This is a genomic window from Streptomyces koelreuteriae (assembly GCF_018604545.1).
Taxonomy (GTDB): Bacteria; Actinomycetota; Actinomycetes; order Streptomycetales; family Streptomycetaceae; genus Streptomyces; species Streptomyces koelreuteriae.
Genome location: NZ_CP075896.1, coordinates 1,190,653 through 1,208,745, shown reverse-complemented (window position 1 = coordinate 1,208,745; position 18,093 = coordinate 1,190,653). Strand labels below are relative to the sequence as shown.

The window sequence follows — 18,093 nt, the reverse complement described above, 5'->3', positions numbered from 1 at the left end:
GCGCGGGGAACTGCGCGACCAGCCACGACGCACCCGCACTCGCGCTGCGGCAAGCACACCTACGGCGATGAGGCGCACCGCACCGGCCGGCTCACTTCCAGCGAAGCAACGCCCCGAGTCCCCCCACAGGAACCTCCTCCTCCGCAACCGCCAGCGCGGGCGCATCCGTGGCGACGGCCGACCGGATCAACGCGTCATCCGCCCGCGCCGGCCACGAATGCTGCTCCCCGAGGATCTTCAGATCCGTACGCCGCACAGCCACCTGGTCCGCGTCCTCGCCGATCCACACCTCACGGTGCGCGTCCGGCCCGTTCGGCCTGATCAGCAGCTCGTCGATCCGGTGCTCACGCGCCGCCTCGATCAGCGCCGGCACGCCCTCCACGGCCCGGGCCCGGCCCTCGTCGTCCGGGCTCCGGCCGGACCGGAACCGCTCCAGCTCCGCCTCGGCCTGCCACGCCACATGCTCGGCGCGGGCCTTCTCCACGTCCTCGTCGAGGAGCCGGCTGCCGCTGCCGTGCGGCGCCTCGACGACCAATCCGTGCAGCCGCTTGGGCAGCCGGTCGTGCACGGACCGCCGCTCCCGGTCGTCGCCGACGAGAATCAGCAGGTCGGCCCGCGTCTCCTCCTGGCACACGGCGAGCGCGTCGGCGATCTCCGCGGCGTTGTGCTCCCAGGTGTTCTCCACCCGCAGCTGGAAATGCCGCTCGGACCAGTCCGAGGAGGGGCGGCTCAGCGCGCTGCGCAGCTCGAAGTCCGCGCCCTTGCGGTCGACGTAGGCCACGACGCACACCGGGTCCTCGCCGGCCAGCTCCAGCAGTGGTGTGACGCGCGGCAGCGGGGCCCATTCGGCCCAGTCACCGGCCTGCGGCGGGCGGGCCAGCGGCAGGTCGAGGACAAGCCCGCCGGCGCGGGCGAAGAGGGCCCTGCCGTGCGGTTCGGACGAGTGCCCCAGATCCTCGATCGCGTTCCGCACGGCCTCGCGGGTCGCCTCGTCCGCGCCCTGCGCCGCGAGCTGCCTGGCCATCGCCTGGGCCGTCAGCCGCCGCTCGTGAGGCGTGTCCTCCGTGTGGCGGGAGGTGTCGACGTACACAGAGGCCCACGGGCCCGAGTGTTCGTAGAGTGGGTGCAGAAAGGCGAGATCCATGGCTCCCTCCCGGGTGCCGATCGGGTGTACTGCTCAAGTGCACCGGGCGGGTACCCGTACCGCGGACACGAACACGATGAGCGGGGCGACACCATGACCGGAGTGGACCCTGACCGGCTGGACGACCAGCAGCTCATGAAAGAGCTGGAGACCATCCACCGCACGCGCCACGACACGCTGCTGTACGGGTCGAACGACGCGCTGCGTGCCCACAACGAGCGCATGGCGCAGCTCGAGGGCGAGTACCTGCGCCGCAACCCGAGCCGCCCGGTGGCCGCGGGCCGCACACGCGAAGGGGCCCGGGAGCGGGGGAGCGGGGAGTCGGCGACTCCCACGGCCCCCGGCACCTGAGCCCCTCGCGGGACCCGCGACGGCCGCGTTCAGCCTGCCTCTTCGGCGAACACGTCGAGGAAGGTCTCGCAGAACGCCTTGAGGTCGTCCGGCCTACGGCTGGTGACCAGCTTGCCCGCGCCGTGGTCGCAGACCTTGACCTGCTTGTCCACCCAGGTGCCGCCCGCGTTGCGGATGTCCGTCCGCAGGCTCGGCCAGGAGGTCAGCTCCCGGCCGCGTACGACGTCCGCCTCGATCAGCGTCCAGGGCGCGTGACAGATCGCGGCCACGGGGCGGCCCTGCTCGAAGAAGTCCCGGACGAAGGCGACGGCCTTGTCGTCCATCCGCAGAAAGTCCGGGTTGGCCACACCGCCGGGCAGCACCAGAGCGCCGAACGAGTCGGGCGCGCTCTCGCCCACGACCTCGTCCACGGGAAAGGTGTCCGCCTTGTCGAGGTGGTCGAACGCCTGGATCTTCCCCTGCCGCGTCGACACCAGCACGGGCTCGTGACCGGCGTCCTTCGCCGCCTGCCACGGCTCGGTCAGCTCGACCTGCTCGACGCCCTCGGGCGCGACCAGAAACGCGATACGCATGATGCTCAACGTCCTTTCCCGGAAGGGTTCCTCTTGTCCTCGGGACCCGGGAGCGTGCTCACGCACCACCCCGGGCGTCCGGCTCGGCGCGGCTGATGTCGGCGAGCGCCGACGCGGGGTCCTCGGCCTCGGCCAGGTCGCCGAGGCTCACCATGCCGACCGGCAGCCCGTTCTCCACCACCGGCAGCCGGCGCACCGCGTGCTCGCGCATCAGCGCGGCCGCGGTCGCCACCGAGTCGTCCGGCGACACCGTCACCGGATCCGCGGTGCACACCGCCTGTGCGCTCACCGTCATCGGATCGGCGCCGTCGGCGACGGCCCGCACCGCGATGTCACGGTCGGTGAGCACTCCCACCACGTCCTGCCCCTCGGCGACCACCACGTCGCCGATGTTCTGCGTGCGCATCAGCTGTGCCGCCTCGACGAGCGAGGCGTCCGGGCGCACGGCGACCACACCCGGAGTCATCACGTCCTTCACCAGCTCGGCCATCACTGGGTGCCCCTCTCCGTTCCCAGGTCGGCAGGGGTACCGCGGCGCACCGGGCGGTGCGCCGCGGTACCCCTGGCGCGGTCACTACGCGTATTCCTCCGGCCCGGTCTCGCGGGCGCGGATCAGGGCCTGGGCCAGCTCCTGGACATTGCCGTAGCGCTCCTGCCGCGGCAGCCGTTCCAGAGCCTCGACGAGGGTGTCGGGCGCCTGGTGGCCGCGCAGGTCGCGGGCCAGCTCACGCGAGCTCGCGGGGAACGCCTTGCGGCCCAGGATCCGGGCCAGGTCCAGCCGTACCGACTCCAAGGACGTCGGCGCACGGCTCGGTGTCACCGGCCCGTACGCGACCTCGGGGTCGTCCTCGGCGGCCGGCTCCGGGTCGTGCCACTCCGCGCTGCGGGTGGGGTGCCCGGACCTGAGCAGACCCTGCAGTTCGTGCTTCATCTCGTCGTCCCGGTGGACGCTCAGCCGGTCGCTGCCTCGCTGCATGTTTCCCTCCAGACCTTCGGGGGTCCGCACCGCGTACCCGAACACCGGGAGCCGACACGGGCTGGGCACACCGGATCGCCACACCCGCCCCGGGTTTGCGCCACGGCCTGAGGGAGACCCGGATCACATCCCCCACCCCTCCCGGGGAAGGACCGCCATGGCGATGCTCGCTGTGCTCATACCGCCGCTCATGCTCGGAGTGGTGCTCGTCCTGGGCCGGTACGAGGAACTGCTGCTGCCGCAGGAGGACGCCGACCGGCGTGAACCGGCCGGCGTACCCGTACCGCCCGCTTCCGCGCGTGGGGCGGTGGAAAAGAGCCCGGCCGCCGGGCTGTGAGCACAGGCGTCCTCAGAATCAGAACATGGTGTTGCCGTTCCTGGAGGTCGGTGGGACGAGCTGGAGGACGTCCCAGTGCTCGACGATCCTGCCGGTCGCGTCGAAACGGAAGATGTCGATGCCGGCGTACTCCTCGTCGGGCCACGTCTGGTGGCAGTGCAGGATCACGTGGTCGCCCTCGGCGAAGGCGCGCTTGACCTCCACCCGCTTGCCCGGGTACTCGGCGGCCATACGCTCGAAGTAGTCGATGAACGCCTGCTTGCCGTCGCCGACGTGCGGATTGTGCTGGATGTAGGTGTCCCCGACGAACCGGTCGACGGCCTCGGTGGGGCGGCACCGGTTGAACATCAGGTCGTAGAAGGCCGTGGCCGTGGCCTTGTTCTGCTCCGGGTCGCTCATGATGCCTCCGTGGGGTCGGGTGCCGGATCACACTCCCTCGCTTACTGCTTTCCGACATCGATCGATGTCGGGAGGGGCTGACATCCCCAAGCTATGGGTGCTGAACAGCCTGAATCGGATACGCTGGCGACTGGTGATGGTCAAAAACCGACATGTTGCGGTCCGAGGGATCCCGGCGGTCTCCTTCGCGGCACCCGCCGGCACCCCCGCCGGCGTCGAAGTCCTGTCCCTCGCCGACCTGCGCCACCGCGTACCGGGCGAGCGGCTCACGGTCCCCCAGCGCCCGGACTTCCATCACCTGATCGCCCTCACCGGCGGAACCCTGCGGCACACGGTCGACTTCACCGCCTACGCCCTCGAACCCGGCTCATGGCTGTGGGTTCGCCCCGGCCAGGTGCAGCAGTGGGGCGACCTCTCCCACGCGGAGGGCACCCTGGTTCTGTTCCGCCAGGACTTCCTCGACCCCGCCACCAGTGCCGGCGCCCGCACGGAGGACCCGCACGCGCCGATCCTGCGCCGGCCCCTGCCCGACGACGCCCGGGCCCTGCGCCTGGCCGTCGACCATCTCGCCGCGGAGTTCCACGCACTCGGACACCTGCCCCTGGAGATCCACACCGCGGCCCTGCGCCACTTGCTGGCCGTCCTCGTCCTGCGACTGGCCCACCTCACCGCACCCGTCGGCAGCCCCGCCCCCGAACCCGACGCCACCTACCCGCGCTTCCGCGACGCGGTGGAGAAGGACTTCGCCCGCACCCGCCGGGTCCAGGACTACGCCGACGCGCTCGGCTACTCGGCCCGTACCCTCTCCCGCGCCACCCTTGCCTCCGCCGGACTCGGTGCCAAGGAGTTCATCGACCGCCGTGTCGTCCTCGAAGCCAAGCGCCTCCTGGCCCACAGCGATCAGACAGCCGCTCGGATCGCCGACCGCCTCGGCTTCTCCAGCGCCACCCACTTCAGCAAGTACTTCCACCAGCGCACCGGACAGACCCCGATCGCCTTCCGCGACACGGTCCGCGGGCACACCCCGAGGTGAGAGCCGCCCGGGTGGCCGAAGACCTGCTCGCCCCCAACTCGCCCGGCCTGCACGGGACATGGTCGGCGACCTGGGTGCCGACACCTCTCCGGGTTTGCGTGTGAGGGCCGGGGGCAGGCGCCCTTCAGTGCTTCGGACAGGAGGCACGCCCGTGGGAGCGGCGTGAAGCGTCGCCACCGGCGCCCCTGTCCCGCAGCGGATGCGCTCCCACGGTGACCGTCCGACCCAGAGCATCTGCAAGGGAATTGCGACGCATCATGCCGACTCAGACGCGCACGAAGCAGCACCCCCACGACGACGCCCCCGACACCGGCGCGGCCTTCCGCAGGCTCGCCGCCCTCCCCGCCGGCCCCGAACGCGACGCGCTCCGCGACGAGATCGTCGAGGCCTGGCTGCCCATGGCGGACCGCATCGCCGGGCGCTTCCGCAGCCGCGGCGAAAGCTTGGACGATCTGCGCCAGGTCGCGGCCCTCGGCCTGGTCAAGGCCGTGGACCGGTACGACCCCGAACTCGGCAACGCCTTCGAGAGTTATGCCGTGCCCACCGTCACCGGCGAGATCAAGCGGCACTTCCGCGACCACATGTGGACCCTGCACGTACCCCGCCGGGTCCAGGATCTGCGCAACCGCGTCCGGTTCGCCTCCCAGGACCTGTCCCAGACCATCTCCGGCCGCCGGCCCACCGTCGCCGAGATCGCCGAGCACGCGAAGCTGAGCGAGGAGGACGTCAAGACCGGCCTGGAGGCGCTGGAGAGCTTCACGGCCCTGTCCCTCGACGCGGAGCTGCCCGGCAGCGAGGACGGATACTCCCTGAGCGACGCGCTCGGGTCGCCGGATCCCGCGCTGGACACGGTCGTGGACCGCGAGGCGGTGAAGGACGGGCTGGCCGCGCTGCCGGAGCGGGAGCGGGCGATTCTGTACATGCGGTTCTTCTCCGACATGACGCAGAGCCGGATCGCCGAGGAGCTGGGCATCTCGCAGATGCATGTGTCCAGGCTGATCAGCCGGTGCTGCGGGCGGGTGCGGGAGCAGGTCATGCGGGACGCGGTGTAGCGCCGCCCCTGACGGGGGACGTCCCGCTTCACTCGGTTGGCGGGCGCCGTCCCGCTAATGGGGTCCGGACGCGCGCGGCGGTCCGGTGGGCGGGCTGTGATGGCAGAGGGACATTCTGCCGTCGCCCGAAGGAGTCCCCTCCATGCGCCGCACCGTGCACGCTCTCTCCGTCGCCGTACTCGCCGGGTCCGCGCTCATGGGATTCGCACCCGTCGTCCTCGCCGAACCCGCCGCCGAGGTCGCTCCCGCCACCGTCGAGCCCGGGGGGACGCTCACCGTCTCGGTGAGCTGTGATCCGACCGGTGGTCCGCCGCCCGACACCATCGACGCCACCTCGCAGGCCTTCGACGACGGCACAGTCCCGCTGCGCAGGGTCACCGGCAACGACGACAAGATGTCCGGGCCCGCCTACCGGGGCACCGCCCGCATCGCGTCCGCCGAGAACTTCGAGGGCGATCCCGACGCCCTCGGCGAGGACTCGGCGTGGACCGTCGACGGCACCTGCCCGGCCGCTCCGGGTGGTGAGGGCAAGGAGTGGAGCGCGACGTTCACGGTGACCCACGGCGGCGGTGGCCACCACAAGCCGACCCACAAGCCCACCCACGAGCCCACGCACCGGCCCACCCACAAGCCGTGCCCCGAACCCCGCCACGAATCGCACCACCCCCACGACACCGAGTGCGGCGGAGCCGTGATCCAGCGCGGGGTCCGGGCCGGTGACGGCGGCGCCTTCACCGACTCCGTGCCGGCCCTGGTCGCGGGCGGGCTGCTGATCGCCGGCGCGTTCGGTGCCGCCGTGCACCGGCTGCGCACCCGGGAGAGCGACCCCTACCGCTGACCTGACCTGATCTGACCGGTCCCGGCCCGCTCATGCCGTGACCGTCACAACCCGGCGGGGCGCCCATGGGGCGGCGGCACCCTGGGTACTCAGTGGCCGAGGGCACGAGCCGCACCGTACGGATCACCGGAACACGGCGGCACCAGGCACTGCGGAGGTACGGATGCGGCGGACGGACCCGCAAGGCCACGGACCCGTCCGGTTCGGGCCGCCGCTCCCCGAGGACGGGCTGCCGGTCCTGCCGGAGCTGTCCGCGGTGCTCGCCGCCGCGGCGTCCCGCGGTGACCACGAACCGGTCGGCGGCGGCCCCGCCCTGCGGGAGGCCGCCTGCGGCTACTGGGACCGGCGCGGACTGCACTGCGCCCCCGACCGCGCGGCCGCCGGCCCCGGAGCGCCCTCCCTGCTGCTCGCGCTGACCGCCGCACTCGGCGGTGACGTCCTGGTGCCGAGGCCCTGCGCGGCCTGGTGGGCGCCGTACGCACGTCTGCTGGGGCGGCCCGCCTTCCATGTGCCGACCCCGCCGGAGAGCGGTGGCGTCCCCGATCCGTACGCCCTGCTGGAGACCGTGCGCCGGGTCCGTGCCGAGGGCGGCGACCCGCGCCTGCTGGTGCTGTCCGTCGCCGACGACCCCACCGCGACCGTCTCCCCTCCCGAGCTGCTGCACGAGACCCTCGAGGCCGCCCAGGGGGAGGGCCTGCACCTGGTCAGCGACGAGACCTGGCGCGACACCCTGCACGACCCGCACGACACGGTGCTGCTCAGCCCCGCCGAGATGCTGCCCGACCGGGTCACCGTCGTCACCGACCTGGCCGGTTCCCTCCTCCCGCCCGGCTGGCCCGCCGCCGTGGCCCGCTTCCCGGCCGGCGAGGACGGCGACGGCCTCCACGCGCGCGTGCTCGACGTCCTCACCGCGCTCGACGCCCGGGTCGCCGCCCCGGTCGCCGCGGCGGCCGGATACGCCCTGGCCGAACCGGAACCCGTCACGGCGCGCGTGGCCGCCACCGTGCGCCTGCACGCGCGCCTGGCCGCCGCCGCGCACTCGGCCGTCGTCACGGCGGGCGCCCTCGCCCGGCCCCCGCACGCCGGCCGGCACCTGTACGTGGACCTCACCCCGCTGCGCCCCGCGCTGACCGCGCACGGCGTGGGCGACGCCCAGGAACTGGAGGACTTCCTCTCCGCCCGCCTCGGCATGCCCGCGCCGGGCGGCCACCGCTTCGGCGACGACCTCGAAGCCCCGCGCGTGCGGCTGTCGACCGGCGCACTGCTGCCCGCCTCCGACCCGCAGCGCGCGGAATGCCTCACCTCGCCCGCGCCGTTGGAACTGCCGCATGTGCGAGGCGCGTTGACCCGACTGGGGTCGGTCTTCGACGAACTCCGCGACGAAGCTCAGCGATGGGAGCCTCCTCGATGACGCAGCAGTCCGAGTCGACCACCGTGACGACCCCCACCCCGGAAGCCGACGACCCGGCGCTCCCGTCCCCGCTCGCACCCCCGTTCCCGCCCCTGGCCGAACCCCGCCCGCTGGCCGAGCGGAGGGTGTGGCCGCGCACCTTCCACGACCGGCTGACCGCCCCGCTTCCCGGCCTCAAGGCCATCGCCCGCTTCGCCCGCGAAGGCTCCGTGAGACCGAGCCCCCAAGGCCTCGCCGACATCCCCCGGCTGCCCTACGCCCCCGGCCCGCTGCCCCGCGTCGACGCCCGCACCATCGCCGTCACCTGGGCGGGACACGCCAGTTGGGTGCTGCGCGTCGGCGGACTCACGGTCCTCACCGACCCGGTCTGGTCCCGCCGGATCCTCGGCACCCCCGCCCGCATCACGCCCGTGGGCGTCCCGTGGGAGGAACTGCCGCGCGTCGACGCCGTCGTCATCAGCCACAACCACTACGACCATCTGGACGCCCCCACCCTGCGCCGCCTCCCGCGCGACACCCCCGTGTTCGCCCCGGCCGGGCTCGCCCGCTGGTTCCACCGCCGCCGCTTCACCCGCGTCACGGAACTCGACTGGTGGGAGGCGGCCGAACTGGACGGCGTCCGCTTCGACTTCGTCCCCTCCCACCACTGGTCCAAGCGCACCCTCACCGACACCTGCCACAGCCTGTGGGGCGGCTGGGTGCTCACCGACCGGGACGGACAGCGCGTCTACTTCGCCGGCGACACCGGCTACGGCCACTGGTTCTCCCGCATCGGCCGCCGCTACCCCGGCATCGACCTCGCCCTCCTCCCCATCGGCGCCTACGACCCGCGCTGGTGGCTCAGCGACGTCCACTGCAACCCGGAGGAAGCGGTCCGCGCCACCCAGGACCTGGGCGCGACCAGGATGGCCCCCATGCACTGGGCGACCTTCGTCCTCTCGGCGGAACCGGTCCTGGAGCCCCTCCAGCGCGTACAAGCGGCCTGGGACAAGGCAGGCCTGGCACGCGACAACCTCTGGGACATGCCGATCGGCGCTTCAAGCGTCCTGTAGGGAATCGACTTCAGGGGCGCGGGGAACTGCGCGAGCAACCACCAACAACCCGCACCCCGACGACAACCGCGCCTCAATGGCGCTACCGCACCCGCCGCAACAAACTCGGCACCGCACTGATCACCAAGGTCAGCCCGATCGCCGCCACCACCCCCTGCCACGGCTCATCGAACAGCGACCCCCCGAGAATCCCGATCAACTGATACGTCAGGGCCCACGCCAGACACGCCGGCAGATTCCCCCGCGAGAACCGCCGCAACGGCCACTCCGCCAGCAGACAGGCCAGCATCACCGGAATCCGCCCCGCCGGCACCAGCCGGGACAGCACCAGCACCGCGACCCCGTGCGCGGCGAGTTTCTCCTGCGCCTGAGCCAGCCGGTCCTCCGGCGCCCGCGACCGGATCGCCTCCAGCCAGCGTGAGCCGTTCTTCGACCTCAGCCCCCGCCGCCCCAGCCAGTACAGCGTCGCGTCCCCGAGGAACGCCGCCACCGACGCCGTCAGGAACACCATCGCCAGCGACAGGGGCGACGTCTGGTGAAAGGCGACCACGGCCGCCGAACTCACCAGCGCCCCCGTCGGAATCACCGGCACCAGCGCCCCGGCGAGCACCAGCAGGAAGAGCGTCGGATAGCCGACCGCCTGCTGTGTGGAGGTCGGCACGATGGCCGCCGGGGTGACGGCCGACGCCGCCAGCAGGGGCAGACCCGCCTGCGCCACGGGCGCGGTCCAGGTCACCGCGTGCCCTTCAGGCGCACGCTCTCCCCGTGCCCGAGCCGGTGCACCGCCACCTCGGGTGCGCGGCCGGCCGCCAGCCGTACGAATTCGTCCCCCGGCGCGTGGAATTCATGGGGGCGCACGGCGTCCATCCCGATCGGCCAGTACGTGCCGTAGTGCACCGGCACCGCATTGCACGGCGCCAGCCGGGCCAGGGCCTCCGCCGCCCGTCCCGCGTCCAGATGCCCCTCGCCCAGGTACGGTCCCCAGCCGCCGACCGGCAGCAGCGCCACCTCGACCGGTCCGACCTCCTCGGCCATCGTGTCGAACAGCCCGGTGTCCCCGGCGAAGTAGGTCCGGGCCTCGCCGGCTATGACATAGCCGAGCGCGGGGGCGCGGTGCGGTCCGAGCGGCAGCCGCCGCCCGTCGTGCCGCGCGGGCACGGCCCGTACGACGACGTCACCGACCGGGGTCTCGTCCCCGGGAGCCACCTCGCTCACCCGCAGGTGCGTGAGCCGGCGCAGTCCGGGCACCGCCCGGCGCGCGCCCCGGGGCACGAGCAGGCGCGTGCCCGGCGCGAGCCGCATCAGCGAGGGCACATGCAGATGGTCGGCGTGCAGATGCGAGACCAGTGCCACGTCCGCTTCACGGGCGCCGGGGGGCGGCAGGTCTCCGCGCCGGCGCCGCAGGTGTGCGAGCCGGCGTGCGAACAGAGGATCGGTGAGCACGCGCACGTTCGAGTCCTCCACCGTGCACGTGGCATGACCCCACCACGTGATCTCCACCGGCACTTCTTTGCCTCCTTCGCGCGACTCCCCGAAGCCTACGGGCAGGAGTAGGGTCGGCGGCTGAACCGGAGGTGAGGGGGGACGCCATGGTGCCGGTACGGGTCACGGCGATCGCGAGTCTGACGCCGCTGGAGGAGCTGGACGACGATCCGTTCCTGGTCGACTCCCGCAGCCAGCACGCGATGTGCGCCCGCTGGGCCGCCGAGCGGGGCTATGTGGTCAGCCGGGAGTTACTGGTCCGTGGGCTGCGTCCCGACCACGGCGCCCTGTGGGACGGCGTCCGGCCCGGTCTCGACCTGTTCGTGGCGCCCAGCCGCCGGGTCCTGGAGAGCGCGCTCGCCTCCGTCGAGGAGTTCACCGCGGAGTGCGCGAGGCGCGGCGTACGCGTCGAGATGGTGGGCCACGCGGAGCCGGCGTACGACGCGGCGATGAAGGCGTGCGTGCACCGCCGGCTGTCGATGCCGACGGCGGGCTACGACGGACGGTGACCCGGCCGCCGCGAACGGCGTGACCTCGGCCCGCCGGGGGTTTCAGGGGGCGGTTCGAGGGACAAAAGGCGTTCCCCGGGCGTTGTGACAGGGTGGGGAAGAGCCCGCGGCGGCGGGCCGGGACGTGAGGTGGCTGGGCGTGCGGGGCGTGCGATGGCGGCGGGTCGCCAGTCAGATCGGGCGGAGCGTCGCCGTGTGGGCGGTCTCCACCGTCACCCTGCTCCTGCTCGCGGGTATCCTGCCGGACTTCCGGCTCCGCTCGGAGGGCGGCGACAGCGCCACCGACATCGCCGTCACGGCGGCCTTCGGCGCCGGCGCCTTCGGTCTGCTGTCGGCCGTGGTCTGGCCGCTGCTCGTCCGGCTCCTGCTCCTCGTACCGGCGCTCGTGCTCGGGCTGCTGGTGTTCTTCCTGAACGGCGCGCTGCTGCTGCTCGCCCTGCGTCTCAACCCCGCCGAGCGCGGCGCCGCCGCCCCGGAGACGGCCGTCGTGGTCGCCGCCGTGATGTCCGCGGTGGCGTCCGCCACCGGTGCCGCCCTGGCCGTGCGCGACGACGACGCCTACCGCCGCAGGCTGTACCGCCTCTCCGACCGCCGCCGCCGGTCCGGGCCGCCCAGCCCGTCCAGCCCCGGCACGGTGTTCCTCCAGCTCGACGGCGTCGGCCACGACGTCCTGCTGGACGCGGTAGGCAAGGGCCTGATGCCCACCGTCGCCCGCTGGCTCGACTTCGGTGACGGCGGCCGCTCCACCCACCGCCTCACCCCTTGGCGCACCGACTGGTCCAGCCAGACCGGCGCCAGCCAGCTCGGCATCCTGCACGGCAGCAACCACGACGTCCCCGCCTTCCGCTGGTACGAGAAGGACACCCGCGAGGTCGTCGTCTGCAACCGCCCGACCAGCGCCGCCGAGCTCCAGCGCCGCGCCGTCGAGTACGCGGGACACGGCGGTCTGCTCACCGTCGACGGCGCCAGCCGCGGCAACCTGTTCAGCGGCGGCGCCGAGCAGCAGGCCCTCGTGCTGTCCATCGCCACCCGCCGCCGCAGCCGCGAGAACCGCTCCCGGGCGGGCTACTTCGCCTACTTCTCGGATCCGGCCAACGCCGTGCGCACCGCCCTGTCCTTCGTCGCCGACGTCGGCCGGGAGATCGGCCAGTCCACCCGGGCCCGGCTGCGCAAGCAGCGCCCGAGGGTCTCCCGCGCGGGCCTCTACCCGTTCGTCAGGGCCTTCGCGACGGTCGTCGAGCGGGACGTCGTCGTCGCCTCGGTGACGGGCGACATGCTCGTCGGCCGCGCCGCCGTCTACGCCGATCTGGTGGCCTACGACGAGGTCGCCCACCACTCCGGCCCGGCGAGCCGCGACGCGCAGAAGGTCCTGGAGAAGCTCGACCGGTCGCTCGCCCTGATCGAGAGCGTCGCCGAGCACGCCCCGCGCCCGTACCGCATCGTGGTGCTGTCCGACCACGGCCAGAGCCCCGGCGAGACCTTCCGCTCCCGCTACGGCCTCACCCTCGGCGATCTGGTGCGGGCGGGGTGCGGACTGCCCGTGTCGCGCAGCGCGGAGCGCACCCGCAGCGGGGCGGAGGCCCGCGCCGCCGTGCGGGCCGCCCTGCGCATCCCGGTCGAGGAGGGCGGCGAGCGGCACCGCCCCGCGCGCCGCCCGGAGCCGATCGTGCTGGCCTCCGGCAACCTCGGCCTGGTCTCCTTCCCGGACGTCACACACCGGATGAGCAAAGAGGAGATCGACGCCCGCCACCCCGCGCTGCTGCCGACCCTCGCCAACCACCCCGGCATCGGCTTCCTGCTGGTCCGCAGCGACGAGCACGGCGGAGTCGTCCTCGGGGCGAACGGCGCCGAGATCCCGCTGGCCGGCCTCGACGACGACCCGGGTCCGCTCGCCGCGTTCGGGCCGGGCGCGGCCGACGCGGTGCGCCGTACGCACTCCTTCCCGCACACCGCCGACATCATGGTCAACTCCTTCCACGACCCGGCCGACGGCGAAGTCCTCGCCTTCGAGGAGCAGATCGGCTCCCACGGCGGCCTCGGCGGCGCCCAGGGCAAACCCTTCCTGCTGTCCCCGCTCGTCCTGTCCGCACCGGTGGCGGACGGGGCGGAACTCGTCGGCGCCGAGCACGTCCACCGCGTCCTGCGCCGCTGGCTGCGCGAGTCGAACGGCCCTCAGGTGCCGCTGGAGAGCAGCGAGGAACGCGCGGCCTGAATTCGGCGCGTGCGCGGACGCGGCGCCACGGGTGTGATCGGATGGGGGCAGGGGACCCGGAGACGGGCCCACCGCGAGTCCGTACGCGAAAGGAAGAACCGTGGCTACCACGCGCTCCGCACACACCGTCTGGGAAGGCAGCCTGCTCGAGGGCAATGGCGTCGTCACCTTCGACACCTCCGGTGCGATCGGCGAGCAGCCGGTCACGTGGGCGTCGCGCGCCCAGGAGGCGAACGGGAAGACCAGCCCCGAGGAGCTGATCGCCGCCGCCCACTCCAGCTGCTACTCCATGGCCTTCTCCAACATCCTGAACAAGGCCGGGACGCCGCCCACCAAGCTCGTCACCTCCGCCGACGTCTCCTTCCAGCCCGGCGAGGGCATCACCGGCATCCACCTCACCGTCGAGGGCACCGTCCCCGGCATCGAGGAGGCGGCCTTCCTCGCCGCCGCCGAGGAGGCCAAGACCGGCTGCCCGGTCAGCCAGGCGCTGAAGGCCACGCCCATCACGCTGACCGCCAAGCTCGCCTGACCCGACACACCCCCGTCGCGCGGGTCGCCCACCAGGGGCGGCCCGCGCGACGTCGGTTCGCCACCTGCGGCCGGGGTAGGAACCAGACGCTCTCGAACCGGCCGGCCGGAAGGAACGCGATGCTGCCGGGAACGTCCCCGAACGCCACGGTGCTCGACTCCGCCACCCGCGACCGGACCCGCGTCCTGCTCCTGTTCAGCCTCTCCGGACGGCTCCGCCCCCGGGACACAGGCCTCGGCGCCCTCGTCGACCGCTACGACTACGGCCGCTTCGCCTCCCACCTGATGACCAGCCAGGACGTGCTCCCCGTGCCGGTCCTCGACGAACGGATCGCGCCCCGCCGGCTGCGGCTGCCGCACGGCGACCACGGCCTGGGCCTCGCCTCCTTGCGGATCCTCGTCGTCGCCACCCCGCGCGGCGACGCCACCCTGGTCGTGGACTGCGCCTTCGCGGGTGAGACCACGGCCGGCGACCTCGCCGCCTGGCTGGCCACGACCTGCTTCGACCGGGAGCGCATCGAACTCGACGACCGCCCGCTGTTCCAGACGCTGACCGAGCAGCTCGGCCGCCCGCTCGCCCTCGGCCAGAACGTGCACCAACTCGTCTTCCCCGGCGGCCGGTTACACCGCGAACTGCTCAGCGTCGACGAGGCCCGCAAGGCGATCCTGCTGAACGAGATCGTCTACCGCGGGCGGATGCCCTGGAACCCCGCCACGCCCTACGACGCGAGCCTCGCGCCGCATCTCAGGAACCACGGCCTCACCCTGTCCGCCCTCGGCCGGGGCGTCTCCGTCCAGGCCGGCTGGGCCCCGCACGTCGAGAACGGCCTGATGCTCGTCGCCGTCGGCATGGTCTCCGCCTTGGCCGTGCTGCAGCGCACCCGGCTCGCCGCCTTCGCCATGATGAAGGCCAACGAGCAGGCCCTGACCGACTCGCCCACCGAGATCCGCTCCCTGATCTCCCGCCTCTCCGCCGGCGTCAACGAACTCCAGCTGGACCTCGCCTTCGGCGTCGAGGCCTACGTCGACAGCCTGCTGATCCCCGAGATGGTCATGGAGGCCTTCCAGTCCTCGCAGCGTGACGCGCTCGGCATCCGCGACAGCCTGGAGAACTCGGCCCGCATGGTCGAGCGGCTGACCTCGGTGATCAGCGCCCGCTCCGCCGCCCTGGACGCCGAACTCGCCGAGCGCGACGAGCGCCGCGACCGCACCGTGTCCGGCCTGGTCGCCGCCGCCACCCTGATCGCCCTGCCGCCGACCCTGCTGCTCGCCTTCTTCGGCGTGAACGGCACGAACGTCGACGAGCACCGCTCCATCCTCGACCTGCGCTCCTACGGCACGGCCTACGCGCTGGCCTGGCTCCCCTTCGTCGTCCTCGTCGTGATCGGATACGTCCTGCTCAGACGGATCAGCACCCGCTCCGGCTCACTGCTGCCCACGTCCGACGACGCCGTACCCCTGCCGCCGCCACGCCCGCCCTCCGGGAGCCCCCGACCATGACGCCACGCCCCGCGGTCTCCGCCCACCGGGGCGGCTCCGAGCGCGCCGACGCCGCCACCTGGGAGGCGTACAAGGACGCGCTGGAGTCCGGCGCGGAGTACGTCGAGTTCGACATCCGCCGCACGGCCGACGGTGTCCTCGTCGTCTACCACGACCCCCGGGTCGGGCCCACCGGGCCGCCGCTGTCCCGGCTCACGCACGCCGAGCTGAGCGAGCGGGCCGGCTACGACGTGCCGGTGGTGGACGAGGTCATGGCGCTGATCGCCGGACGGCTGGTGGCCCACCTGGACCTCAAGGAGGTGGGCTACGAGCAGGAGGTGGTCGACCGGGCGGTGGCCCTGCTCGGCGTGGACGGACTCGTCGTGACGACACTGGAGGACCGTTCCCTCGCCGCCGTGACCCGGGCCTTCCCCGGGGTGCGCACCGCGCTGTCTCTGGGACGCGACCGCAAGGACCTCGCCCTGTCCCGGCTGCCCGGGACCCGGCTGAGCGAACTGTTCCCCGCCCGCCGGATCCGCGCCTGCGGGGCCCACGGAGTCGCCGTGCACCAGCGGCTGGCCAGGACCACCGTGCTGCGCGAGGCGACCCGGCGCGGCCTGTTCACCATGGTGTGGACGGTCAACGACGACACCCTGATGCGGGCGTTCCTCGCCCACCCGCGCGTGGACGTGCTGGTCACGGACCGGCCCCGGCGCGCCGTGGCCCTGCGCGGGCCGATCACTCCTTCGCGGCATTGACAACAGCGCGCTCAAGTTTTGTGCTGGAGAGTGGGGAGTGGGTGGCCGGTGCCCTGACGGAAGGGGACAGCGATGGGACGAGCGGTCGGGATCGACCTCGGGACCACGAACTCGGTGGTGGCCGTGCTGGAGGGCGGTGAGCCCACGGTCATCGCCAACGCGGAGGGGGCCAGAACCACACCCTCGGTCGTGGCGTTCGCCAAGAACGGCGAGGTGCTGGTGGGGGAGGTCGCCAAACGGCAGGCCGTGACGAACGTGGAGCGCACGGCCCGCTCGGTCAAGCGCTACATGGGCGACGCGAGCTGGCGCTTCCCGGACCAGGGCGACGTGGACGGCACCCGCTACCGGGCGCAGGAGCTGTCCGCCCGGGTGCTGCAGAAACTGAAGCGGGACGCGGAGGCCTACCTCGGCGAGGACGTCACCGACGCGGTGATCACCGTCCCGGCCTACTTCGACGACCATCAGCGCCAGGCGACCAAGGAGGCCGGGGAGGTCGCGGGCCTGAAGGTCCTGCGGATCATCAACGAGCCGACGGCCGCGGCCCTCGCCTACGGCCTGGACAAGGAGAACGACCAGACGGTCCTCGTCTTCGACCTCGGCGGCGGCACCTTCGACGTGTCGCTGCTGGAGATGGGCGAGGGCGTCATCGAGGTGAAGGCCACCAACGGCGACACCCACCTCGGCGGCGACGACTGGGACCAGCGGATCGTCGAGTACCTGGTCAAGCGCTTCAAGGGCCAGTACGGCGTCGACCTCGGAAACGACAAGATGGCGGTGCAGCGGCTGCGCGAGGGCGCCGAGAAGGCCAAGATCGAGCTGTCCAGCTCCACCGAGACGACGATCAACCTGCCCTACATCACGGCCTCCGCCGAAGGGCCGCTGCATCTCGACGAGAAGCTGACCCGGGCCCAGTTCCAGGAGCTCACCTCCGATCTGCTGGACCGCTGCAAGGCGCCCTTCCACCAGGCGGTCGACGACGCCGGGGTGAAGCTCTCCGCGGTCGACCACGTGATCCTCGTCGGCGGCTCCACCCGGATGCCCGCGGTGACCCACCTCGTCAAGGAACTCACCGGCAAGGAGCCGCACAAGGGCGTCAACCCCGACGAGGTCGTGGCGCTCGGCGCCGCGCTCCAGGCGGGCGTCATGCGCGGCGACGTCAAGGACGTCCTGCTGCTCGACGTCACCCCGCTGTCCCTGGGCATCGAGACCAAGGGCGGCATCATGACGAAGCTCATCGAGCGCAACACCACCATCCCGACCCGGCGTTCGGAGATCTTCACGACGGCGGCCGACAACCAGCCCTCGGTCGGCATCCAGGTCTACCAGGGCGAACGCGAGATCGCCGCCTACAACAAGAAGCTCGGCGTCTTCGACCTGACGGGCCTGCCGCCGGCACCACGCGGTGTCCCGCAGATCGAGGTGGCCTTCGACATCGACGCCAACGGCATCATGCACGTCTCCGCCAAGGACATGGCGACCGGCCGCGAACAGAAGATGACCGTCACCGGCGGCTCGGCCCTGGGCAAGGAAGACATCGACCGCATGATGCGCGAGGCCGAGCAGTACGCCGAGGAGGACCGGGACCGCCGCGAGGCCGCCGAGACCCGCAACCAGGCCGAGCAACTCGTCTACCAGACGGAGAACTTCCTCCGCGAGAACGGCGACAGGATCCCGGCCGACACCAAGACCGAGGTCGAGTCGGCCGTCACCGAGGTGAAGGGACACCTGGAACAGCAGGCGGACACCGCCACCCTCCGCACCGCCGTCGAGAAACTCGCCTCCGTCAGCCAGAAGATGGGCCAGGCGATGTACGCCCAGGCCCAGCAGGCCCCCACCGAGGGATCTCCCGGCACCGCACAGGAAGAAGAGGGCGTGGTCGACGCGGAGATCGTGGACGAGGAGAAGGACCAGCGGGACGAGAAGGGCGGCGCCGCGTAGACCGGACCGCCATCGCCGGTCC

The 18,093-nt window shown here is 72.7% G+C and carries 20 protein-coding genes; 13 read left to right on the top strand and 7 right to left on the bottom strand.

What is annotated here, in order from left to right:
- Positions 1-91 precede the first annotated feature (91 nt).
- Entirely contained in the window at positions 92-1,144 is a 1,053-nt protein-coding gene (locus KJK29_RS05355) for a baeRF2 domain-containing protein (RefSeq protein ID WP_215117547.1), read from the bottom strand.
- Positions 1,145-1,237: 93 nt separating this feature from the next.
- On the opposite strand from KJK29_RS05355, the gene KJK29_RS05350 reads away from it, so the two are divergent.
- Positions 1,238-1,495 (top strand): DUF6158 family protein, encoded by a 258-nt coding sequence (locus tag KJK29_RS05350; RefSeq protein WP_215117546.1) that lies wholly within the window; start codon positions 1,238-1,240, stop codon positions 1,493-1,495.
- Positions 1,496-1,524: 29 nt separating this feature from the next.
- Here KJK29_RS05350 and KJK29_RS05345 read toward each other — a convergent pair whose 3' ends face one another.
- The 3 genes from KJK29_RS05345 to KJK29_RS05335 form a co-directional block, all read right to left on the bottom strand.
- A complete protein-coding gene (locus KJK29_RS05345) occupies positions 1,525-2,067 on the bottom strand; it encodes a type 1 glutamine amidotransferase domain-containing protein (protein ID WP_215117545.1) in 543 nt (180 codons plus the stop codon).
- Positions 2,068-2,125: 58 nt separating this feature from the next.
- Positions 2,126-2,557, bottom strand: a complete 432-nt coding sequence (locus KJK29_RS05340; RefSeq protein ID WP_215117544.1) for a CBS domain-containing protein — start codon at positions 2,555-2,557, stop codon at positions 2,126-2,128.
- An 84-nt stretch (positions 2,558-2,641) separates the two neighbouring features.
- On the bottom strand, positions 2,642-3,043 hold the full coding sequence (locus KJK29_RS05335; RefSeq protein ID WP_215117543.1) for a DUF2795 domain-containing protein: 402 nt from the start codon (positions 3,041-3,043) through the stop codon (positions 2,642-2,644).
- 157 nt (positions 3,044-3,200) lie between these two features.
- On the opposite strand from KJK29_RS05335, the gene KJK29_RS05330 reads away from it, so the two are divergent.
- Positions 3,201-3,380, top strand: coding sequence for a hypothetical protein (locus tag KJK29_RS05330; protein ID WP_215117542.1), 180 nt, complete (start codon positions 3,201-3,203; stop codon positions 3,378-3,380).
- Positions 3,381-3,398: 18 nt separating this feature from the next.
- Here the strand turns inward: KJK29_RS05330 and KJK29_RS05325 are convergent, their stop codons facing one another.
- The gene (locus tag KJK29_RS05325; RefSeq protein WP_215117541.1) at positions 3,399-3,779 is read right to left on the bottom strand and encodes a nuclear transport factor 2 family protein; all 381 of its coding nucleotides are present in this window, start codon (positions 3,777-3,779) and stop codon (positions 3,399-3,401) included.
- A gap of 136 nt (positions 3,780-3,915) precedes the next feature.
- Here KJK29_RS05325 and KJK29_RS05320 point away from each other — a divergent pair, with 136 nt between their 5' ends.
- The 5 genes from KJK29_RS05320 to KJK29_RS05300 all read left to right on the top strand — a co-directional run bounded on the left by KJK29_RS05320 (position 3,916) and on the right by KJK29_RS05300 (position 9,165).
- A complete protein-coding gene (locus KJK29_RS05320; RefSeq protein WP_215124159.1) occupies positions 3,916-4,812 on the top strand; it encodes a helix-turn-helix transcriptional regulator in 897 nt (298 codons plus the stop codon).
- A 257-nt stretch (positions 4,813-5,069) separates the two neighbouring features.
- Positions 5,070-5,864 carry an RNA polymerase sigma factor SigF gene (locus KJK29_RS05315; protein WP_215117540.1) on the top strand — a complete coding sequence of 265 codons (795 nt, stop codon included), beginning with the start codon at positions 5,070-5,072 and terminating at the stop codon, positions 5,862-5,864.
- 142 nt (positions 5,865-6,006) lie between these two features.
- Positions 6,007-6,702 carry a hypothetical protein gene (locus KJK29_RS05310; protein WP_215117539.1) on the top strand — a complete coding sequence of 232 codons (696 nt, stop codon included), beginning with the start codon at positions 6,007-6,009 and terminating at the stop codon, positions 6,700-6,702.
- 163 nt (positions 6,703-6,865) lie between these two features.
- Complete coding sequence (locus tag KJK29_RS05305; protein ID WP_215117538.1) at positions 6,866-8,113, top strand: aminotransferase class I/II-fold pyridoxal phosphate-dependent enzyme; 1,248 nt, start codon at positions 6,866-6,868, stop codon at positions 8,111-8,113.
- Positions 8,110-9,165: an MBL fold metallo-hydrolase gene (locus KJK29_RS05300; protein ID WP_215117537.1), complete on the top strand. Its 1,056-nt coding sequence runs from the start codon at positions 8,110-8,112 to the stop codon at positions 9,163-9,165. Before KJK29_RS05305 ends, KJK29_RS05300 begins: the two co-directional genes overlap by 4 nt.
- An 82-nt stretch (positions 9,166-9,247) precedes the next feature.
- Here KJK29_RS05300 and KJK29_RS05295 read toward each other — a convergent pair whose 3' ends face one another.
- Together KJK29_RS05295 and KJK29_RS05290 are read right to left on the bottom strand one after the other, a co-directional pair.
- Positions 9,248-9,862 carry a DedA family protein gene (locus tag KJK29_RS05295; protein WP_370869194.1) on the bottom strand — a complete coding sequence of 205 codons (615 nt, stop codon included), beginning with the start codon at positions 9,860-9,862 and terminating at the stop codon, positions 9,248-9,250.
- 35 nt (positions 9,863-9,897) lie between these two features.
- Complete coding sequence (locus KJK29_RS05290; RefSeq protein ID WP_215117536.1) at positions 9,898-10,671, bottom strand: MBL fold metallo-hydrolase; 774 nt, start codon at positions 10,669-10,671, stop codon at positions 9,898-9,900.
- Between the two features lie 83 nt (positions 10,672-10,754).
- On the opposite strand from KJK29_RS05290, the gene KJK29_RS05285 reads away from it, so the two are divergent.
- The 6 genes from KJK29_RS05285 (at position 10,755) to dnaK (ending at position 18,071) form a co-directional block, all read left to right on the top strand.
- Positions 10,755-11,156, top strand: coding sequence for a hypothetical protein (locus KJK29_RS05285; RefSeq protein ID WP_215117535.1), 402 nt, complete (start codon positions 10,755-10,757; stop codon positions 11,154-11,156).
- A gap of 139 nt (positions 11,157-11,295) precedes the next feature.
- Entirely contained in the window at positions 11,296-13,368 is a 2,073-nt protein-coding gene (locus KJK29_RS05280; RefSeq protein ID WP_215117534.1) for a phage holin family protein, read from the top strand.
- Positions 13,369-13,468: 100 nt separating this feature from the next.
- On the top strand, positions 13,469-13,897 hold the full coding sequence (locus KJK29_RS05275) for an OsmC family peroxiredoxin (protein ID WP_215117533.1): 429 nt from the start codon (positions 13,469-13,471) through the stop codon (positions 13,895-13,897).
- A gap of 119 nt (positions 13,898-14,016) precedes the next feature.
- Positions 14,017-15,396, top strand: coding sequence for a hypothetical protein (locus tag KJK29_RS05270; RefSeq protein WP_215117532.1), 1,380 nt, complete (start codon positions 14,017-14,019; stop codon positions 15,394-15,396).
- Entirely contained in the window at positions 15,393-16,133 is a 741-nt protein-coding gene (locus KJK29_RS05265) for a glycerophosphodiester phosphodiesterase family protein (protein ID WP_215117531.1), read from the top strand. The genes KJK29_RS05270 and KJK29_RS05265 overlap by 4 nt, the downstream gene beginning before the upstream one ends.
- 72 nt (positions 16,134-16,205) lie before the next feature.
- Complete coding sequence (dnaK, locus tag KJK29_RS05260; RefSeq protein WP_215117530.1) at positions 16,206-18,071, top strand: molecular chaperone DnaK; 1,866 nt, start codon at positions 16,206-16,208, stop codon at positions 18,069-18,071.
- Positions 18,072-18,093 lie beyond the last annotated feature (22 nt).

Bases quoted from the DNA above. Each gene is read 5' to 3' on its own strand.
- KJK29_RS05355 (WP_215117547.1), bottom strand. From the start codon at position 1,144: ATGGATCTCGCCTTTCTGCACCCACTCTACGAACACTCGGGCCCGTGG.
- KJK29_RS05350 (WP_215117546.1), top strand. From the start codon at position 1,238: ATGACCGGAGTGGACCCTGACCGGCTGGACGACCAGCAGCTCATGAAA.
- KJK29_RS05345 (WP_215117545.1), bottom strand. From the start codon at position 2,067: ATGCGTATCGCGTTTCTGGTCGCGCCCGAGGGCGTCGAGCAGGTCGAG.
- KJK29_RS05340 (WP_215117544.1), bottom strand. From the start codon at position 2,557: ATGGCCGAGCTGGTGAAGGACGTGATGACTCCGGGTGTGGTCGCCGTG.
- KJK29_RS05335 (WP_215117543.1), bottom strand. From the start codon at position 3,043: ATGCAGCGAGGCAGCGACCGGCTGAGCGTCCACCGGGACGACGAGATG.
- KJK29_RS05330 (WP_215117542.1), top strand. From the start codon at position 3,201: ATGGCGATGCTCGCTGTGCTCATACCGCCGCTCATGCTCGGAGTGGTG.
- KJK29_RS05325 (WP_215117541.1), bottom strand. From the start codon at position 3,779: ATGAGCGACCCGGAGCAGAACAAGGCCACGGCCACGGCCTTCTACGAC.
- KJK29_RS05320 (WP_215124159.1), top strand. From the start codon at position 3,916: ATGGTCAAAAACCGACATGTTGCGGTCCGAGGGATCCCGGCGGTCTCC.
- KJK29_RS05315 (WP_215117540.1), top strand. From the start codon at position 5,070: ATGCCGACTCAGACGCGCACGAAGCAGCACCCCCACGACGACGCCCCC.
- KJK29_RS05310 (WP_215117539.1), top strand. From the start codon at position 6,007: ATGCGCCGCACCGTGCACGCTCTCTCCGTCGCCGTACTCGCCGGGTCC.
- KJK29_RS05305 (WP_215117538.1), top strand. From the start codon at position 6,866: ATGCGGCGGACGGACCCGCAAGGCCACGGACCCGTCCGGTTCGGGCCG.
- KJK29_RS05300 (WP_215117537.1), top strand. From the start codon at position 8,110: ATGACGCAGCAGTCCGAGTCGACCACCGTGACGACCCCCACCCCGGAA.
- KJK29_RS05285 (WP_215117535.1), top strand. From the start codon at position 10,755: ATGGTGCCGGTACGGGTCACGGCGATCGCGAGTCTGACGCCGCTGGAG.
- KJK29_RS05270 (WP_215117532.1), top strand. From the start codon at position 14,017: ATGCTGCCGGGAACGTCCCCGAACGCCACGGTGCTCGACTCCGCCACC.
- KJK29_RS05265 (WP_215117531.1), top strand. From the start codon at position 15,393: ATGACGCCACGCCCCGCGGTCTCCGCCCACCGGGGCGGCTCCGAGCGC.
- dnaK (WP_215117530.1), top strand. From the start codon at position 16,206: ATGGGACGAGCGGTCGGGATCGACCTCGGGACCACGAACTCGGTGGTG.